General features: G+C 64.9%; 11 protein-coding genes. 9 read left to right on the top strand and 2 right to left on the bottom strand.

The genetic code is table 11. From position 1 onward, the window contains the following. Nucleotides 1-37 precede the first annotated feature (37 nt). On the bottom strand, nucleotides 38-640 hold the full coding sequence (locus WKB88_RS15560) for a hypothetical protein (protein ID WP_341395455.1): 603 nt from the start codon (nucleotides 638-640) through the stop codon (nucleotides 38-40). A gap of 267 nt (nucleotides 641-907) precedes the next feature. Here WKB88_RS15560 and WKB88_RS15565 point away from each other — a divergent pair, with 267 nt between their 5' ends. The 6 genes from WKB88_RS15565 to glgX all read left to right on the top strand — a co-directional run bounded on the left by WKB88_RS15565 (nucleotide 908) and on the right by glgX (nucleotide 7,642). After that, nucleotides 908-1,390 (top strand): CarD family transcriptional regulator, encoded by a 483-nt coding sequence (locus tag WKB88_RS15565; protein ID WP_104055910.1) that lies wholly within the window; start codon nucleotides 908-910, stop codon nucleotides 1,388-1,390. 206 nt (nucleotides 1,391-1,596) lie between these two features. Then, nucleotides 1,597-2,361: a 2-C-methyl-D-erythritol 4-phosphate cytidylyltransferase gene (ispD, locus tag WKB88_RS15570; protein WP_341395456.1), complete on the top strand. Its 765-nt coding sequence runs from the start codon at nucleotides 1,597-1,599 to the stop codon at nucleotides 2,359-2,361. 3 nt (nucleotides 2,362-2,364) lie between these two features. Continuing rightward, nucleotides 2,365-2,880, top strand: coding sequence for a 2-C-methyl-D-erythritol 2,4-cyclodiphosphate synthase (gene ispF, locus WKB88_RS15575; RefSeq protein ID WP_341395457.1), 516 nt, complete (start codon nucleotides 2,365-2,367; stop codon nucleotides 2,878-2,880). Nucleotides 2,881-2,914: 34 nt separating this feature from the next. Continuing rightward, the gene (cysS, locus tag WKB88_RS15580) at nucleotides 2,915-4,369 is read left to right on the top strand and encodes a cysteine--tRNA ligase (RefSeq protein ID WP_341395458.1); all 1,455 of its coding nucleotides are present in this window, start codon (nucleotides 2,915-2,917) and stop codon (nucleotides 4,367-4,369) included. Between the two features lie 134 nt (nucleotides 4,370-4,503). Further along, nucleotides 4,504-5,502, top strand: coding sequence for a 23S rRNA (guanosine(2251)-2'-O)-methyltransferase RlmB (rlmB, locus tag WKB88_RS15585; protein ID WP_341395459.1), 999 nt, complete (start codon nucleotides 4,504-4,506; stop codon nucleotides 5,500-5,502). A gap of 28 nt (nucleotides 5,503-5,530) precedes the next feature. Next, a complete protein-coding gene (glgX, locus tag WKB88_RS15590) occupies nucleotides 5,531-7,642 on the top strand; it encodes a glycogen debranching protein GlgX (protein ID WP_341395460.1) in 2,112 nt (703 codons plus the stop codon). Nucleotides 7,643-7,677: 35 nt separating this feature from the next. On the opposite strand, the gene glgP is transcribed toward glgX, so the two are convergent. Continuing rightward, nucleotides 7,678-10,302, bottom strand: a complete 2,625-nt coding sequence (gene glgP, locus WKB88_RS15595; RefSeq protein ID WP_341395461.1) for an alpha-glucan family phosphorylase — start codon at nucleotides 10,300-10,302, stop codon at nucleotides 7,678-7,680. Nucleotides 10,303-10,565: 263 nt separating this feature from the next. Between glgP and WKB88_RS15600 the strand changes: the two genes are divergently transcribed. Genes WKB88_RS15600 through glgB form a run of 3 tightly spaced genes read left to right on the top strand, consistent with a single transcriptional unit; the run spans nucleotide 10,566 to nucleotide 18,177 of the window. Next, entirely contained in the window at nucleotides 10,566-12,545 is a 1,980-nt protein-coding gene (locus WKB88_RS15600; protein ID WP_445818940.1) for an alpha-1,4-glucan--maltose-1-phosphate maltosyltransferase, read from the top strand. Next, the gene (treS, locus tag WKB88_RS15605) at nucleotides 12,545-14,314 is read left to right on the top strand and encodes a maltose alpha-D-glucosyltransferase (protein ID WP_341395463.1); all 1,770 of its coding nucleotides are present in this window, start codon (nucleotides 12,545-12,547) and stop codon (nucleotides 14,312-14,314) included. Before WKB88_RS15600 ends, treS begins: the two co-directional genes overlap by 1 nt. Then, nucleotides 14,311-18,177 carry a 1,4-alpha-glucan branching protein GlgB gene (gene glgB / locus WKB88_RS15610; protein ID WP_341395464.1) on the top strand — a complete coding sequence of 1,289 codons (3,867 nt, stop codon included), beginning with the start codon at nucleotides 14,311-14,313 and terminating at the stop codon, nucleotides 18,175-18,177. The genes treS and glgB overlap by 4 nt, the downstream gene beginning before the upstream one ends. Nucleotides 18,178-18,670: the final 493 nt, after the last annotated feature.

Here is an 18,670-nt window from a genome sequence, read left to right on the forward strand (position 1 = left end):
CGTTCGAGCTTCTCCGCGGGCTTCCGCGGCAGGGAGCTTACTGCGATTCGGCAGGTGCCGTGGGTTCCGTGGTGGCAGTGCCGGTGTCGATCCCGGTGTCCTGCTGGACGTCGGTGGCCTGGTCCGAGGGGACCATCGTGGCGGTGTCCATGGGTGTGGCGGAGGGCGTCGGCAGGTACTCGCGGTAGTCCTCCAGCGTGCCGTCAACGACGGGAACGTTCAGCTCCACGGTCTCAGCTCCGTCGCTGGCATCCGCGCGCAGCCCGGTGCCCGGAAGGACATCGACGTTGGGAACCGTTGTCTGGTCGGCAGCGGCGTCCTCGAAGATGACCTTGTCGCCGGACTCGATGGTCCACTCCAGCGTGGTTCCGCCCATGGCCAGGGAGAACTCGACGTCTTCGGGGGACGCGTTGACCACTGTGCCCAGCACGCGGCCGGCCTCGCCGTCACCGTTGCTGACCACCAGGAGGTTTCGCAGCTCCACCTCACCGACGTTTTCCACGATGCCGTCCGACGGTGAGTATTCGCGCACCGTTGCCTGCTCGTTCACTGCGCTGCAGCTGGAGACTCCCAGTACGGCCAGCGCAATTACACCGGCGGCAGCTGCGCGCTGCGCCCGGTTCTTGGGTGTGAATCTCACAGCACAAAACTCCTGGGGTATTGCGGTCTTGCGACCTGAGGCTATCTTTTGTGCCTAGCCTATCGGCAAACGGCCTAAATGTTGGATTTCCGGCGCTCAGCGGAGGACTCGAAACGGACCTTCGCCAAGCCATCGCCGCAGGTGGGAACACGGGGAGCGGGTCGGATAATACCTAGGCGGATCACGATCAGGTACCTGACCTGCGAAAACTCTTCTCGGCGTGTCGCACCCATGGTAAACTAGAGGCTGGGAAAGGGGAAAGTCCACATGGTTTTTGAGGTTGGCGAAACAGTTGTTTACCCTCACCACGGTGCCGCGAAGATCGAAGAGATCAAGATGCGGACCATCAAGGGCGAAGAGAAAATGTATCTCAAGCTTAAGGTGGCACAGGGTGATCTGACCATAGAAGTACCGGCTGAGAACGTTGACCTCGTTGGGGTGCGCGATGTGGTGGGCAAGGAAGGCTTGGAGCACGTGTTTGACGTGCTGCGCGCCGAGCTTACCGAAGAGCCCACCAACTGGTCGCGCCGGTACAAGGCAAACCTGGAGAAGCTTGCGTCCGGTGACGTGGTAAAGGTGGCAGAGGTCGTTCGTGACCTGTGGCGCCGCGACCATGACCGCGGACTTTCTGCAGGAGAGAAGCGAATGCTTGCGAAAGCCCGCCAGATTCTGATTTCGGAGCTGGCACTGGCTGAAAAGACGGACGAGGACCAGGCCGCAGTTGTCCTGGACAAGGTCCTGGCAAGCTAGTAGCACGGAACAAGAGCACAGCACGAAGGCACGCTGCCGGTCCTGAGGGACCGGCATTTTGTCTTTAAAGCATGAGGATCCCCGGCCCGGAAGCAGGCAGCGTGTGCCTTCGCAGGGCCTGTTTACCGTGCATCTTTACGGCGGTGCTGACGCGGAGCCCCGGCCGCCCTGCGGCTGCCCCGCCGGGCGGGCACTAGGCTGAAGGGGTGTCTTCAACAGTTTCCCGCGAACAGCGGATTGGTGTCATCCTCGTAGCAGGCGGTTCCGGGCAGCGGCTGGGCTACGGCATCCCCAAAGCCCAGGTGCCCCTGGCAGGAACTGCCCTCCTCGCCCATGCCTTGCAGGGAATTGAAGCCTCCGGGGTCGCTGCAGCGGTCAGCGTGGCCGTTCCCGCGGGGGATACCGTCATGCGGACCCTGTGCCGAGAATCAGCCGTCAGCTGTTCGCTGACCGTGGTCGACGGCGGCGCCACCCGCGCAGATTCCGTCCGCGCCGCCCTGCAGGCCCTACCCGGGGATCTCGACGCGGTCCTGGTCCACGATGCAGCCCGGGCGCTGACGCCGCCGGAGGTCTTCCGCCGGGTCGCAGACGCGCTGGCATCGGGAGCCGCCGCCGTAATTCCGGCAGTGGCTGTTACCGACACCGTCAAGACCACGGCGGTTACCGCGTCCGGACAGGCGGGCATCGCGCCGCGGATGGTCACCGGCACCCCCGACCGTTCCACTCTTCGCGCCGTGCAGACACCCCAGGGTTTTGAGGCCGCACTGCTGCGCCGTGCCCATGAGGCTGCCCGCGGGTTCACCGAGGCGCAGGCCGCCGCGGTGACCGATGATGCAATGCTCGCGGAGTCCCTGGGCACACCCGTGTTTGTCGTTGAGGGATCTGAACTGTCGCTGAAGATCACCACCCCGCTCGACCTGCTGCTGGCCGAAGCGGTGCTGGCCCGCAACCACGCCAACCCCAAGGACTGACTGATGCCTGCTGTAAATCTGCCCCGCACCGGAATCGGTGTTGACGTCCACGCTTTCGCTCCCGATGACGCGCCGCGCCCGCTGTGGGTTGCCGGGCTGCTGTGGGACGGCGAACGGGGCCTGGCCGGGCACTCCGACGGAGATCCCGTGGCCCACGCCGCGGCGGACGCCCTGTTCTCCGCTGCCGGGCTCGGCGATCTGGGAACGCATTTCGGCACCGACCGACCTGAGTATGCCGGCGCTTCGGGGCTCTCCCTGCTGGAGGAAGCGGCCCGGATCGTGCGCGCCGCCGGCTTTGAAATCGGCAATGTAGCAGTTCAGCTGATCGGCAACCGGCCCAAGTTCGCCCCCCGCCGGGCTGAAGCCGAAGTTATCCTCAGCGGTGCGGCCGGCGCCCCGGTCAGCGTCTCGGCGACCACCACCGACGGCCTGGGCTTTACCGGGAGGGGCGAGGGGATCGCCGCGGTGGCCACCGCCGTCGTCGTGCAGGTGCAAAACCCGCTGCTGCCCGCCGGTTGAGTTCGCATGCCCCGGCAGGCGATAGCCTAGAGCGGTGAGCTTGAGATTCTATGACACCGCAACTGCGCAGGTCCGTGACTTCGTTCCCCTCAAAACGGGCGAGGTGAGCCTGTACTACTGCGGTGCCACAGTGCAGGGCATGCCGCATGTGGGCCACATCCGCTCCGCCATCGTTTTTGACCAGCTGACCCGCTGGCTCCAGTTCCGCGGCTACCGGGTCACCACGGTCCGCAATGTGACTGACATTGACGACAAAATCCTGGCCAAGGCGGCGGACTCGGCGGGTGCCGAGGCATCGGCCGACGTCGTTCCCGACGAGCAGTGGTGGGCCCTTGCCTACCGCTTTGAGCAGGAATTCGCCAAGGCGTACGACATCCTTGGCGTCCAGCGGCCCACCTACGAGCCGCGCGCCACGGGGCATATTCCGGAAATGCACGCGCTCATTTCCCGGCTTATCGAGGCCGGCCACGCCTATCCCGCCCTGGATGACTCCGGGGACGTGTACTTCGACGTCCGGTCCTGGGACAGGTACGGGTCGCTGACCCGCCAGAACATCGATGACATGCAGGCAGCGCCCGACGCCGGCCCCCGGGGCAAGCGCGACCCGCGCGATTTCGCGCTGTGGAAGGGGCACAAGGAAGGCGAGCCGGAAACTGCCGCCTGGGACAGCCCCTGGGGCAAGGGCCGGCCGGGCTGGCACCTGGAATGCTCGGCCATGGTCACCAAGTACCTCGGGCCGCGGTTCGACATCCACGGCGGCGGCCTGGACCTGCGCTTCCCGCACCACGAAAACGAGATGGCGCAGTCGCAGGCAGCCGGAGACGGCTTTGCCAACTTCTGGATGCACAACGGCATGGTCACCTTCGAGGGCGAGAAGATGTCCAAGTCCATCGGCAACACGGTCAGTCCTTCACAGATGCTGGCCGACGCCTCGCCGCGGGTGGTGCGCTACTACCTGGGCCAGGCACATTACCGGTCCGTGCTGGACTACCGGCCGACGTCGCTGCAGGAAGCCGCAGCCGCTGTTGAACGTATTGACGGGTTCATCAATAAAGCCCACGCGAAGGTTTATGGAACCGGGGATCAGGGCTTTGTCCTGAGCTCCAGGTCCATGCCGGCTGCCTTTGCCGAGGCGATGGACGATGACCTCAACGTTCCCCAGGCTCTGGCCGTGCTGCACGATACGGTCCGCACCGGGAATACCGCGCTGGCGGAGGGAAACACCGAAGCAGTCCGGGACGCCCTGCACGCAGTGCTCACCATGACCATGGCCCTGGGTCTGGACGCGGTGCAGCAACCGGCCGCCGGCAACTCGGCGGAGCACGCTGCCCTGGACACCCTCATCCAGGGACAGCTCCGCGAGCGGAATGCGGCCCGGGCCGCCAAGGACTGGGCCCGCGCCGACGCCATCCGGGATGCCCTCACCGCTGCCGGCATCGCAGTGGAAGACACGCCGGACGGAGCGCGCTGGACGCTCACCGACGGCTGATCCGCCCGCCGCCGGGGCGGCGGTCGGGGCGTGTATTTAGCTTTGGGAGTACACTTCCGCAGTGTGGACAGCGGCCGCCCGGGAGCCTGCGTAAACTAGAAGTAATGCTTTCTTCTAGGTTTAAGGTGTAATCGATGGCCAACAACGGACGTCCCGGCGCAATGCGTAAAGCCAAAAAGGGCCCCAGCGGGGGCACCGGTGGATTGGGCCGCAAGGCTCTTGAGGGTAAAGGACCCACACCCAAGGCTGAAGAGCGCCCCTACCACAAGGCGTACAAGAACAAGCAGCTCGCAGAACGCTCGGCAGCCAAGCGCGGCGCCGGCGACACCCGGGCCGCCGGCGGGCGCAGCGGAACCAATGTCCGCGGCAAGGTGGCGGAGGAAGTAGTCACCGGCCGCAACTCCGTGGTCGAGGCCCTGCGCGCCGGCATCCCCGCCAAAGCACTGCATGTGGCGGTACGGATCGACATGGATGACCGCGTCCGTGAATCGCTGAAGATGGCGGCTGACCGCGGCCTGCCCGTGATGGAAACGCACAAGCCCGAGCTGGACCGCATGACCAACGAGGCCGTGCACCAGGGCCTTGTCCTGCAGATCCCGCCGTACGACTACGCGGACCCGATGGACCTCGCCCAGGAAACCATTGAGGCCTGGAAAAAGGGCCACATCCGCAACGCCCCGCTGTTCGTGGCGCTGGACGGCATCACCGACCCGCGCAACCTTGGTGCGATCATCCGCTCCGCCTCCGCATTCAGCGCCCACGGCGTCATTGTGCCGGAACGGCGTGCCGTGGGCATGACCGCTTCGGCGTGGAAGACCAGTGCCGGTGCCGCTGTCCGCGTGCCCGTGGCCCGCGCCGGAAACCTGAACAGCGCCCTGAAGGCTTTCAAGAAGATGGGCATCTTTGTTCTGGGCCTGGACGGCGACGGCGACGTGTCGCTGCCGAATATCGTCCTGGCCAAGGATCCGATCTGCATTGTGGTGGGTTCCGAGGGCAAGGGCCTGTCCCGTCTGGTTCGCGAGAACTGCGACCAGATCGTTTCCATCCCCATTGACTCGGCTATGGAATCCCTGAACGCCTCCATGGCCGTCGGCATCAGCTTGTACGAGATATCACGGCAGCGTTCCGCCTGATCCGCGGCGGAGTCATCCGAGAGGCAGCATGGCAGACCTGATTGGTGATCCACAGGGCCAGGCCGCCGCACGGCGGGTATCCCGGCCCTTCCCCCTTGGCGTACGGAACACGGTTCCCGGCATCGAGGAGGTGCCGGGAACCGTCAACGTGTCCGTTTATGCTCCCGGCCTGCCCGCAGTGGAAATCCACTTCGAGAAAGCGCCGGGAGTCTGGGCCTCCGAGCCCCTGGGCGAATCAGTGGCGGGGATCCACCACGGCCGGGTTGCCGGGCTCGCCTACGGCGCCCGCTACGGGTTCTGGCCCCAGGGCCGGGAGCTGCCCGGTGAGCCGGGCAGCTTCCAGCTGCTGCTGGACCCGTACGGGCGGGGGATTGACGAGGTGCCCGGCGAGGGGGATGTGCCGCTGTTCTTCTCGGTGCATGTTGATTCGGCCTTTGACTGGGGCTCCTCACGGCAGCCGCACACTCCCTGGCGGGACACCGTCATCTACGAAGCGCACGTCCGCGGGCAGACCATGCTCCACCCGGACATCCCGGAAGACCTCCGCGGCACCTACGCCGGCTTCGGGCACCCGGTCATGGTGGACTATCTCCGGCGCCTCGGCGTGACCGCCGTGGAACTGCTGCCGGTCCATTTCCACACCGACGAAGAACACCTGCGGGCCCTTGGCCTCACCAACTACTGGGGTTACAACACACTGGGCTTCTTCGCTCCGCATACGGAATACGCCACCCGCGCCGCACGTGATGCCGGCGCCAAGGCTGTTCAGGACGAGCTCAAAGGAATGATCAGGTCCCTGCACGAGGGCGGCCTCGAGGTCATCCTCGACGTGGTGTACAACCACACGGCCGAGGGCAAAAAGGACCAGCCGGCACTGAGCTGGCGCGGTCTGGGCGATGAGCGGTACTACCGGCACGACGGCGAGGGCCGCTACGTGGACACCACCGGCTGCGGAAACACCCTGGACTTCAGTGAACCGCGGGTGATCCAGCTGGCCCTGGACTCGCTGCGCTACTGGGTTCAGGAGTACCAGGTGGACGGATTCCGCTTCGATCTGGCTCCTGCCCTCTGCCGCGACGCGGACGGCCGGTTTGACCGCAGGCACCCCTTTCTCATTGCGCTTGCGGCGGACCCCACTCTCAACGGGATCAAACTCATTGCCGAGCCGTGGGATATAGGCCCGGACGGATGGCAGACCGGCAACTTTCCTCCGGGCTGGGCTGACTGGAACGACCGGTTCCGGGACACCACCAGGGACTTCTGGCTCCGTGACCAGGCCGAGCTTGCCGCCGGCGGAACGGGCGGCTCCGTGGCCCGGCTCGCCGGTTCGCTGGCCGGTTCCGCCGACCTGTTTGCCGGCTCCGGCCGGACGGCGCTCTCCTCGATCAACCTCGTTACTGCCCACGACGGTTTCACCCTGGCAGACCTGACCTCCTACGAGCGCAAGCACAATGAGGCCAACGGTGAAGACAACAGGGACGGCAGCAACGACAACCGCAGCTACAACCACGGAGTGGAGGGTCCCACCGACGACGAGCGCATCAACGCCCGCCGGGCGCAGAGCGCCCGCAACGTCATGACCACGCTGCTGATGTCGCTGGGGGTTCCCATGCTCACCGCGGGCGACGAGCTGGGGCGGACCCAGCACGGAAACAACAATGCCTATTGCCAGGATTCCCCGCTGGCCTGGGTGCACTGGAATCTGGACGCTGACGCTGAGCAGATGCTCGCTTTCACCCGCACCCTGCTGAGCCTGCGGCGGTACTTCCTTGCCTCGCAGCCGTACCGTTTCCCCGCCGACGCGCGCGGAACCTCGCTGCTCTGGTTTGACGCCGACGGCCAGCCAATGCCGCAGGACAAATGGCAGGATCCCGGCACCCGCGTGGTCCAGCTGCTGGTGGGCTCCTCAGCGGGGGAACTGAGCGGACTGCTGGTCCTGAACGGATCGCTGGAAGATGCCGAAATTGTCCTGCCGGATGCTGAAGCGCTCCGCGGCTCCGGCGCTGTCCGCGACGGAGACCACTCCTATGAGCTGCTCCTGAGCACGGCTGCCGGCGGGCAGGCAGGCGCGGGCGGGCAGCGCCGAGGCGGGGACAAGGACATCCTTCCGGCCAACTCCGTCAGCTTGTACCGCGCCTAGGTTTCCGGCCGAAGCGCGGCAGCTGCCCCAACCGCCTAGGCGTTTGCCACCAGCCCCAGCTCAGCCTTGGAAGCCAAGCCGGAGTGCACCGGGAGCACGCGGACCGTATAGCCGAACGGGCCGGCCTGCTCGATGCCGATCGTCCCCGAGAACAGGTGGCGTCCGGACCCCAGATCCTCCGTCTGCTCCAGTTCCGCGCTCCGCGGGTCGCTCAGGTGGTCATTTTCCAGCGCCTTGCCGTAGGCAACCTCCACGCTGACGTCCTCCGGGCGGAGTGATCCCAGCGAAATGTAGGCCTGCACCGTCAGCTGGTCGCCAATCTGCGGATCATCGGTGATGCCGATGGAGTCCACGTGTTCCACGGACACACCGGACCATCCGTCGCGGATCCGCGTGATCCAGGCTGCCAGGTCCTTGGCCGCTGCGAAACCGTCGGCGGAAGCCGCGCGGCCGGACTGTCCGGCGGGCCGGTACAACCGGTTGACGTACTCCTTCAGCATGCGGTTCGCGGACACCGCCGGGCCAAGATCGGCCAGCGTGTGCTTGACCATTTCCAGCCACTCGCCGGGCAGCCCGTCGGATGAGGCCGCGGACGGTCCTGCTGCCCCCGCCTGGGCGGGAGGTTCCTTGCCGTAAAACAGCGGCGTGACGGCGTTCTCCAGAAGGTCGTACAGTGCCGCCGCCTCCAGATCGTCGCGCTGCTCCGGGTTGTAGACCTCCCGGGTGTGGGCACCCTTGGTGGGATTGGCCGAGGGGATCGCCCAGCCGTTGTCGCCGTCGAACATCTCGTCCCACCAGCCGTCCAGGACGGAGAGGTTCAGGCCGCCGTTGATCGCGGACTTCATTCCGGACGTGCCGGATGCCTCCAGCGGCCGCAGCGGGTTGTTCAGCCACACGTCGCAGCCGGGGAACAGCGTGCGGGCCATGGCAATGTCGTAGTTGGGCAGGAATACAATCCGATGGCGCACCTCGGGGTCATCGGTAAACCGGACCAGGTCCTGGATCATCCGTTTGCCCTGTTCATCCGCCGGGTGTGATTTGCCCGCCACCACCACCTGGATGGGATGCGTGGGGTGCAGCAGCAGCGCCTTGAGGCGGGCGGGATCGCGCAGCATCAGGGTCAACCGCTTGTAGGTGGGCACGCGTCGGGCAAAGCCGATGGTCAGCACGTCCGGATCCAGGACGTTCTCGGTCCAGGCCAGCTCGGGATCGGTGGCGCCGCGCTTGCGCCAGGCGGAACGTACCCGCCGGCGGACGTCGGTGACCAGGTTCGAGCGCAGCCGCCGGCGCAGGTCCCACAGGTCCTGGTCGCCGATTTCGTAGGCGCGGCCCCAGTCGCGGTCGTGGACCGTGGCCACGCCGAATTTCTCGCGGGCCAGTTTGGTCAGTTCCGGATCCACCCAGGACGGAACGTGGACGCCGTTGGTGACCGAGGTGATCGGAACCTCCGAGACATCGAATCCCGGCCAGAGGCCCGAGAACATCTCGCGGGACACCTCCCCGTGCAGCTTGGCCACCCCGTTGGCGCGCTGCGCCAGGCGCAGGCCCATCACCGCCATGTTGAACTTGGAGGGGTCTCCGCCGTCGTAGCTTTCGGCTCCCAGCCCCAGCACCTTGTCGGTGGGTACGGACTGCGCCAGGCCGGCACTGAAGAAATGCCGGATCTGAGCCTGGTCAAAACGGTCGATGCCGGCAGGCACCGGCGTGTGGGTGGTGAACACGGTGTTGGAGCGGCTGACAGTCAGCGCTTCTTCCCAGCCCATTCCGTTATCCATCAGTTCCCGGATCCGCTCCACGCCAAGGAAGCCCGCGTGGCCCTCGTTGCTGTGGAAAACCTCGGGTCCGGCGGTGCCGGAGAGGCGCTCATACACACGCAGCGCCTTGACGCCGCCCATGCCCAGCAGCAGTTCCTGCTGCAGCCGGTGGTCGCCGCCGCCGCCGTACAGGCGGTCCGTGATGCCGCGGGCGGCGTCGTCGTTGCCGATCACATCCGAGTCCAGCAGGAGCAGGGGAACACGGCCGACGTCGGCACGCCAGATCTGCGCCGAGAGCCGGCGGTTGTTGGGGAGCGGAAGGCTCACGCGTGCGGGCGTTCCGTCCTCTTCACGCAGCAGCGTCAGCGGCAGCCCGTTGGGGTCCAGGACCGGGTAAGTCTCCAGCTGCCATCCGTCGCGGGACAGTGCCTGCTTGAAGTAGCCGGCCTGGTAGAGGAGCCCGACGGCTATCAGCGGGACACCCAGATCGGATGCGGCCTTGAGATGGTCGCCGGCGAGGATGCCCAGGCCGCCGGAGTACTGCGGCAGGACAGCGCTGATGCCGTATTCCGGCGAGAAATACGCCACCGACCGCGGCGCATCTTCACCCAGGCTTTGGTACCAGCGGGGAGCCGCCAGATAGTCGTCAAGGTCGGCACCCAGTTCCTGGATGCGCTCCACGAGGCCGGTATCGGCTGCCATCCGCTCAAGGCTGGCGCGGCTGACGGAGCCGAGGAATTTGACCGGATCCTGTCCGCTCGCCACCCAGGCGGCCGGGTCGAGGTCAGCAAAGAGCCGCGTAGTGGGCTCATGCCAGGACCAGCGCAGGTTTGAGGCCAGCCTGCTCAGCGGAGCAATACTGTCGGGGAGGACTGTTCGGACGGTAAACCTTCGAATTGCCTTCACCCCGGTTACGCTAGCGCAAACCCGGTGCCAAAGGGGATGGATGCACCAAACAATCGGTCAAATGACCTCCAGATTTGCCGTCCGCGCCCCGCACTGCCGGAATAGCGCAATACGCGGTGCCACCTGCAGGAAAACACCGGGAAAGTACGTTGCCTTAGCATTCTGTCCCGATTGTCGCTAACGTCTAGTCTGTGACCAGTTCCAGTGCGAAGCCATCTAAAGACCTGTCCGCTGAGGAACTCCGGTTCGGCCGGATTCCCATCATGAATGTGACCCCGGTGGTGGAATGCGGCCGCATCCCGGCCAAAGCCATTCCCGGTGAAGACCTCGTCGTCGGGGCCACGGTGTTCCGTGAAGGCCATGACCTCGTGGGAGTCAGCGCTGTCCTGTACGACCCCGAGGGCCTGGAGGTCCAGCGGGTCCGCATGCACCCCGTCGGCATTGGACTGGACCGCTGGGGAGGACTGCTTCGGCCCGAATCAACCGGCAACTGGAGCTTCGCCGTCGAAGGCTGGGCGGACGTGTACGGAACCTGGCACCACAACGCCGAGGTGAAGATCGCCGCCTGCGTCGACGTGGAGCTGATGCTCGCCGAGGGCACTGCACTCTTTACCGCCGCAGCCGCCGGGCGAAGCGCTGAGGACGCCGCTGTGTTTACCGCAGCCGCCAACACCCTCGCCGACTCCGGTCTGCCCGTCGAGGACCGGTTTGCCGCGGGCAGTTCCGACGCCGTCCTGGCGGTGCTCGAGAAGGAACCCATCCGGGACCTGGTCACCAGCAGCGAGCGTTTTCCCCTCCTGGTAGAGCGCGAACGGGCCGGCCGCGGCTCCTGGTACGAGTTCTTTCCCCGGTCCGAAGGCGCGGTGCTGGACCCCACCACCCGCGAATGGACCTCCGGGACGTTCCGGACGGCTGCGCGCAGCCTGGAGCGGGTAGCCGGCATGGGATTCGACGTCATCTATCTTCCTCCGGTGCATCCGATCGGCACGACCCACCGGAAGGGCCCGAACAACACGCTGGTCGCCGGGCCCCTGGACCCGGGATCGCCGTGGGCCATCGGAGCATCCGAAGGCGGACACGATGCCATCCACCCCGATCTGGGTACGTTTGAAGACTTCGACGCCTTCGTTGACACTGCCCGCGAACTGAACCTCGAGGTGGCGATCGACCTTGCCCTCCAGGCATCGCCGGACCACCCCTGGGTCAGCAGCCACCCGGAATGGTTCACCACACGCGTGGACGGGTCAATTGCCTACGCCGAGAACCCGCCGAAGAAGTACCAGGACATTTATCCCCTGAACTTCGACAACGACTACACCGGCCTGTCGGAGGAAATACTCCGCATCGTGCTCATGTGGATTGGCCACGGAGTAAAGATTTTCCGCGTGGATAATCCGCACACCAAGCCCCTGAAGTTCTGGGAATGGCTGATTAAGTCCGTCAACGACAAGCACCCCGACGTGATCTTCCTTGCCGAGGCGTTCACCCGGCCTGCCGTAATGCACGCGCTGGGCATGGCCGGGTTCCAGCAGTCCTACACCTACTTCACCTGGCGCAATACCCGCAAAGAACTCGAGGAATACTTCACGGAGGTATCCTCGGAAACGGCGGCGTTCTTCCGCCCCAACTTCTTCGTCAACACGCCGGATATCCTGACCGAGTTCCTGCAGTACGGCGGTCCCGGGGCATTCAAGATCCGCGCAGCCCTGGCGTCCACTGCCAGTCCCCTGTGGGGGGTCTACGCCGGCTACGAGCTGTACGAGCACGTGGCCCGCCCCGGCGCCGAGGAATATATCGACAATGAGAAGTTCGAGTACAAGCAGCGTGATTTCGCCGCGGCAGAGGCTGAAGGCCGCAGCCTGGCGCCCTACATCACCCGCCTGAACGAAATCCGCCGCTCCCATCCGGCGCTGGGGGACCTGCAGAACCTGACGGTGCATTCGAGCACCGACGAGGCCACCATCGTTTATTCAAAACACAAGCAGCTCAGGCCCGGAGACCCGTCAAGCAGGGACACGCTGATCATTGTGGTGAACACAGACCCGCACAGTGCGCGTGAGTGCACCGTGTCGCTGGATCTGGCGGGCCTGCATCTGGACCCGCAGGACTTCAACGAGGATGGAACCTATTGGGTGGATGATCTCATCAGCGGCCAGAGCTGGCGCTGGGGAGAACACAACTACGTCCGGCTGGACGCCCATATCGAGCCCGCCCACATTCTGTCAGTTCGGAGGAACTCCTAGTGCCCAACCCGTTTCAGCTGCATGCTCCCGGGCTTACCAATGACCCTCACTGGTATCGCAAGGCAGTTTTCTATGAAGTGCTCGTCCGTGGTTTTGCGGATGCCAACGGAGACGGATCCGGTGACTTCACCGGATTGATCGACAAGCTGGATTACCTGCAGTGGCTGGGCGTGGACTGCCTCTGGCTTCCTCCGTTCTTCAAGTCCCCGCTGCGCGACGGCGGCTACGACATTTCCGACTACTACGACGTGCTGGACGAGTTTGGCACGATCAGCGACTTCAAGCGCCTGGTGGCGGAGGCCCATGCCCGCGGCGTGCGAGTGATCATTGACCTGCCGCTGAACCACACCTCGGACAAGCACCCATGGTTCGAAGAATCCCGCAGTGACCCGGACGGCCCCTACGGAGACTTCTACGTGTGGTCGGACACCGATCAGAAATACGAAGATGCGCGCATCATTTTTGTCGACACCGAGGAATCGAACTGGGCCTTTGACCCGGTGCGGCGCCAGTTCTACTGGCACCGCTTCTTCAGCCACCAGCCGGACCTCAACTTCGAGAACCCCAAAGTCGTTGAGGCCATCTTCGACGTCGTGCGGTTCTGGTTGGACCAAGGCATCGACGGCTTCCGCGCCGACGCCATCCCGTACCTCTTTGAAGAGGACGGCACCAACTGCGAGAACCTGCCGGCAACGCACCGGTTCCTCAAGGATCTGCGCACCATGGTGGACGAAAACTACCCCGGCCGGGTCATCGTGGCCGAGGCCAACCAGATGCCGCACGAGGTTGTGGAGTACTTCGGCGACGAGACGGGCGCGGAATGCCACATGGCCTTCCACTTCCCGATCATGCCCCGCCTCTTCTACGCCCTGCGCGACCAGAAGGCGGCGCCCATCATCCAGACCATGGAGGAAACCCCGGACATTCCGGCGGGTGCGCAGTGGGGAACCTTCCTGCGCAACCATGACGAACTGACGCTGGAGATGGTGACCAACGAGGAACGCCAGGCGATGCTCGGCTGGTATGCCCCCGACTCCCGGATGCGCGCCAACATCGGCATCCGGCGGCGTCTTGCCCCGCTGCTGGACAATTCGCGGTCGGAAATCGAACTCATCCATGCGCTGCTGCTTTCGCTGCCGGGAAGCCCCTTCCTCTACTACGGCGATGAGCTGGGCATGGGCGACAACATCTGGCTGGAGGACCGGGATTCCTCCCGGACGCCCATGCAGTGGAACCCCGACCGCAACGCCGGTTTCTCCACTGCTGATCCGGGCAAGCTGTACCTGCCGGTGGTGCAGTCGCTGGTTTACCACTTCAACCACGTGAACGTGGAGGCGCAGCTGGCAAGCTCCAGCTCGCTGCTGCACTGGATCCGGCAGATGATTATGGTTCGCCGGACCCATCCCGCGTTCGGCCTGGGCTCCTACCGGAACGTGCCCACCGAGGCGGAATCCGTCCTGGCGTTCCTTCGCGAACTGCCGGCGGACAACCCCGAGGGTGAAGTCGGTGAAGTCATGTTCTGCATCTTCAACCTGTCCCAGCACCCCGTCTCAGCAACAGTGAGCCTGCCGGAATTTGCCGGCAGGGGCCTGCGTGATGCGTTCGGTGGAACCCCGTTCCCGGCCTTCGGGGCGGACGGTTCGGTGACTCTGACTTTGGGCAGCCATGACTTCTACTGGCTGCGGCTGCGATCGCCGAAATCCAATATGTCGTCGCCCCTCACCGAAGCGATTCCCGTGATTCCCATTTCGGAGGCCGTGAAGAAATGACCCAGCTGATGCCGTCCCTGCCCGAACTCCTGACAGCCTGGCTCCCGCAGCAGCGCTGGTTCCCTGCCAAGGGGCGCGACGTCACTCTGGACCGGGTGGGCGGTATCCGGCTGGAGGACCCCAGCGGGCTCGCGGAGCTGGAGGTGCACATCGTTGCCGTCAGCTCGGGGCACCGCACGGATATCATCAGCGTGCCCGTCAGCTACCGCAGCTCCGAGGTTCCGGAGCTGGCTGCCTCCCTGCTGGGACGCGCACAGCACCAGCAGGCGGGGGAGCGCTGGCTGTACGACGGCGCCGCTGATCCCGTGTTTGTTACCGCGTGGCTGGAGATGATGCGTGAGCAGTCGGCATCCCTTGACGGCCACACCCACGGCGTCGCCCTCGGCGGCTTCGAAGACTGGCCGCCATTCACGGAAACCGTGCCCGCCAAACTCATGAAGGGCGAGCAGTCCAACACGTCGGTGGTGGTTCCGGTTGAGCCCAGTCAGCTGATCCTGAAGTTCTACCGGGTCCTGGCAGCCGGGGAGAGCCCCGACGTGGAGGTCAGCGCCAAACTCACCGCCGCGGGCTCCCGCGATGTCCCGGCCACCCTGGGCTGGGTCACCGGGAGCTGGCGGGATCCGCAGGCGAACGACGGCGATGCGTGGGTCACCGGGCATCTGAGCGTCCTGCGGGAGTTCATCCCCAACAGCGAGGATGCCTGGCGCACGGCATCCGCAGCTGCCCTGAGCAGCACAGAGTTCACCGCCGAGGCGGAAGAACTCGGGGCAGTGACCGGAAGAATTCACCGGCAGCTGGCACAGGCCTTCGGCAGCCAGCCTCCCACGGCCGCAGAACGGGCTGAATTTCTGGAATCCCTGGGAAACCGCATCCGCTGGGCCTGGAAGGAAGCCCGCAGTTATGTGGGGGAGTACGACGAACCGCTGGAGTACCTGCTCCAGCAGATCGCCGATCTCCAGACCCTGCCCAACCTTCAGCGCATCCACGCTGACTACCACCTGGGCCAGGTCCTGAAATCCGGAAGCCACGGCTGGATGGTCCTGGACTTTGAAGGCGAGCCGCTGCGGCCGGCCGCGGAACGCAGCGTTCCCGACGTCCCGCTTCGGGATGTGGTGGGCATGCTCCGTTCCATCGACTACGCCGCCGGCGTCGCGATGGTCGAAGGTGTCGACGGCGCTGACGGAACCGCTGTCTCCGGGTCACGCAAACAGCAGCGACGGGGACTGGAGGCCGCGCGCTGGGCAGCCACAGCGTCCGAAGCGTTCCTGCGCGGCTACGAGAAGGAAACCGGCACGCAGATAAACCGCAGCGACCCGCTCTACCTTGCCCTGTGGCTGGACAAGGCCCTTTACGAAGTTGTTTATGAAATCCGCAACCGTCCCGATTGGATTCGCGTGCCTGTCGCTGCCGTCCGGCAGATTCTTGAGCAGGCACGCAAGCAAGCCCACGGGACGAGCAGCCAGGAAGAGAACACAGTGAACAAGACCCCCCGGCCCGATCCTTCAGCCAAGAATTCTGCAGCCAGGAATTCCACGCCGGAACCAGCGCTTCCTGCGCGGCCGGGCGCCGTTGCGTCACCGGAAGCTGCGCTGCCCGCGCAGCCTCGTGACGCCGTCGTACCCGCACCGTCGAACGACGCCGTCGTTCCGGCGGAGACAAACCCGGCGCCGGTGCACCGCAACCCGCTGCCGGTGTCCGCCGATATCCTGCAGGCCGTTTCCGAAGGTCGTTACCACCAGCCCCATGCCATCCTCGGGGCCCACATCGATGACCAGGGACTGGTTACCATCCGGGCCCTGCGTCCGCTGGCCGAAGCAGTCACCGCCGTGACACCCGCGGGCCGGGTTGATCTTGAGCACGAGTACAACGGCATTTGGGTCGGCACCCTTCCCGCTGACCGCCCCGGCCAGGTCCCGGATTACCGGCTCGAAGTCACCTACGAAGGGTTGGAGCCGCAGCTTTTTGACGATCCCTACCGCTTCCTGCCCTCGCTGGGGGAAATCGACCTGCACCTCATCGGTGAAGGCCGGCATGAAAAGCTGTGGACGGTGCTCGGGGCCAACCTGCACCACTACAAGTCCGTCCTCGGCGACATCGACGGTGTCAGCTTTGCCGTGTGGGCACCCAACGCCCAGTCGGTGCGCGTAAAGGGCGACTTCAACGGCTGGGACGGCACCCTGAACGCGATGCGCTCCCTGGGCGGCTCCGGCGTCTGGGAAATCTTTATTCCTGATGTGCAGCCCGGAGCCCGCTACAAATACGAAATCCTCGGGAGCGACGGAGTCTGGCGGGAGAAGGCTGACCCGATGGCGCAGGGCACTGAGGTGCCGCCGCTGACGGGCTCCCGCGTAGTGGAGTCCACCTACTCGTTCCAGGACTCCGAATGGATGGAAGCACGGGCTGCCCGTGACCCGCACAATGCGCCAATGAGCGTGTACGAGGTGCATCTGGGGTCGTGGCGGCTCGGTCTGGACTACCGGCAGCTGGCCGACCAGCTCGCGGAATACGTGACCTGGCAGGGATTCACCCATGTGGAGTTCATGCCGGTTGCCGAGCACCCGTTCGGGGGGTCCTGGGGTTACCAGATCACGTCCTATTTCGCTCCCACTGCCCGGTTCGGCCACCCGGACGACTTCCGCTACCTGGTCGACAAGCTTCACCAGGCCGGTATCGGCGTCATCCTCGACTGGGTTCCCGGACACTTCCCCAAGGACGAATGGGCGCTGGCGAAGTTCGACGGCCAGACGCTGTACGAACACGGGGACCCGCTCCGCGGCGAGCAGCCTGACTGGGGCACCTTGATTTTCGACTACGGACGCCGCGAGGTCCGGAACTTCCTGGTGGCCAATGCCATCTACTGGCTGGAAGAGTTCCACATCGACGGCCTGCGCGTCGATGCAGTCGCGTCCATGCTGTACCTGGACTACTCACGTCCTGCGGATCAGTGGCGGCCCAACGCCTTCGGCGGGCGGGAAAACCTGGAGGCCATTTCTTTCCTCCAAGAAGTCAATGCCACCGCCTACCGCAGGGTCCCGGGCATCGTGATGATCGCCGAGGAATCCACGGCGTTCCCCGGCGTCACGCAGCCCACCAGCAGCGGTGGTCTGGGCTTCGGCCTGAAATGGAACATGGGCTGGATGCACGACACGCTCGAGTACATGTCCGAGGACCCGATTAACCGGATGTACCACCACGCCAAGCTGACGTTCTCCCTGGTTTACGCCTACACGGAGAATTTCCTGCTGCCGATCAGCCACGACGAAGTTGTGCACGGCAAGGGATCCCTGCTGCGCAAAATGCCCGGGGACCGCTGGCAGCAGCTGGCCAACCTGCGCGCATACCTGGCGTTCCAGTGGGCGCATCCGGGGAAGCAGCTGATCTTTATGGGCACGGAGTTCGGCCAGGAAGCCGAATGGTCCGAGCAGTACGGCCTGGACTGGTATCTGACGGATACGCCGCAGCATAAGGGCGTGCAGCTGCTGGTGCGGCAGCTCAACGAAATCTACGTCAATACCCCCGCCCTGTTCGACCGGGACAATGAGCCGGCGGGTTTCCAGTGGATCAATGAGAACGACGGCGCCCGCAACGCCTTGTCGTTCATCCGGTACGACCACCAGGGCAACCCGCTCGTGTGCATTGCCAACTTTGCCGGCACACCCCACGAGAATTTCCGGCTTGGCCTGCCGTGGGCGGGCGAGTGGGTGGAAGCACTGAACACCGATGCGGTTGAGTTTGGGGGCTCCGGCGTCGGCAACATGGGCATTGTTACCGCGTTGGAGGGTGCCTGCAACGGTCAGCCTGCCTCGGCAACACTGACCATCCCGCCGCTGGGCGTGCTGTATCTGAAGCCGAAGGACATCTAGCCGACGGACCCTAAGGGGGCCGCCCCGGACCTGCTGCAAACGCAGGCTTCGGGGCGGTTCATACCCGTCCAAAATCGTGCTAGAGTTAATACCCGCACTGATCGAGGCAACGAGAACAGCTGAGCGTCACGGAGCCTACGGTTCCACCCGGTTCGCCGGACGGACGAGCAGCCGTTTTGACAGCCTCTGGACAGAGCGGTAAGATAGAAAAGTTGCTCCGGAGCGACGCAGAGCGGAAGATCCCCTGGATCTGAGTCTGCCGGTGCCGGAAGCAGTCTGTTGTTTGAGAACTCAATAGTGTGCCAAGTTTATTGATACCAATTTATTTTAATTGGTTGAACTGGTTCTTCCGCCCACCCCGTGGGTGCGGAGGACTTTTTTAGCTGGTTTCGAATTTAGTGCAGGACCGTGCAGCCAATTTTCCTTGGCTCCGGCCCTGTGTCTGTAACACATTTACGGAGAGTTTGATCCTGGCTCAGGATGAACGCTGGCG

This window comes from Arthrobacter sp. G119Y2 (assembly GCF_038069765.1).
GTDB lineage: Bacteria > Actinomycetota > Actinomycetes > Actinomycetales > Micrococcaceae > Arthrobacter_B.

What these genes read in the sequence shown, in the direction of transcription:
- WKB88_RS15565 (WP_104055910.1), top strand. Translation starts at nt 908, where the DNA reads ATGGTTTTTGAGGTTGGCGAAACAGTTGTTTACCCTCACCACGGTGCC.
- ispF (WP_341395457.1), top strand. Translation starts at nt 2,365, where the DNA reads ATGCCTGCTGTAAATCTGCCCCGCACCGGAATCGGTGTTGACGTCCAC.
- rlmB (WP_341395459.1), top strand. Translation starts at nt 4,504, where the DNA reads ATGGCCAACAACGGACGTCCCGGCGCAATGCGTAAAGCCAAAAAGGGC.
- glgX (WP_341395460.1), top strand. Translation starts at nt 5,531, where the DNA reads ATGGCAGACCTGATTGGTGATCCACAGGGCCAGGCCGCCGCACGGCGG.
- WKB88_RS15600 (WP_445818940.1), top strand. Translation starts at nt 10,566, where the DNA reads ATGAATGTGACCCCGGTGGTGGAATGCGGCCGCATCCCGGCCAAAGCC.
- glgB (WP_341395464.1), top strand. Translation starts at nt 14,311, where the DNA reads ATGACCCAGCTGATGCCGTCCCTGCCCGAACTCCTGACAGCCTGGCTC.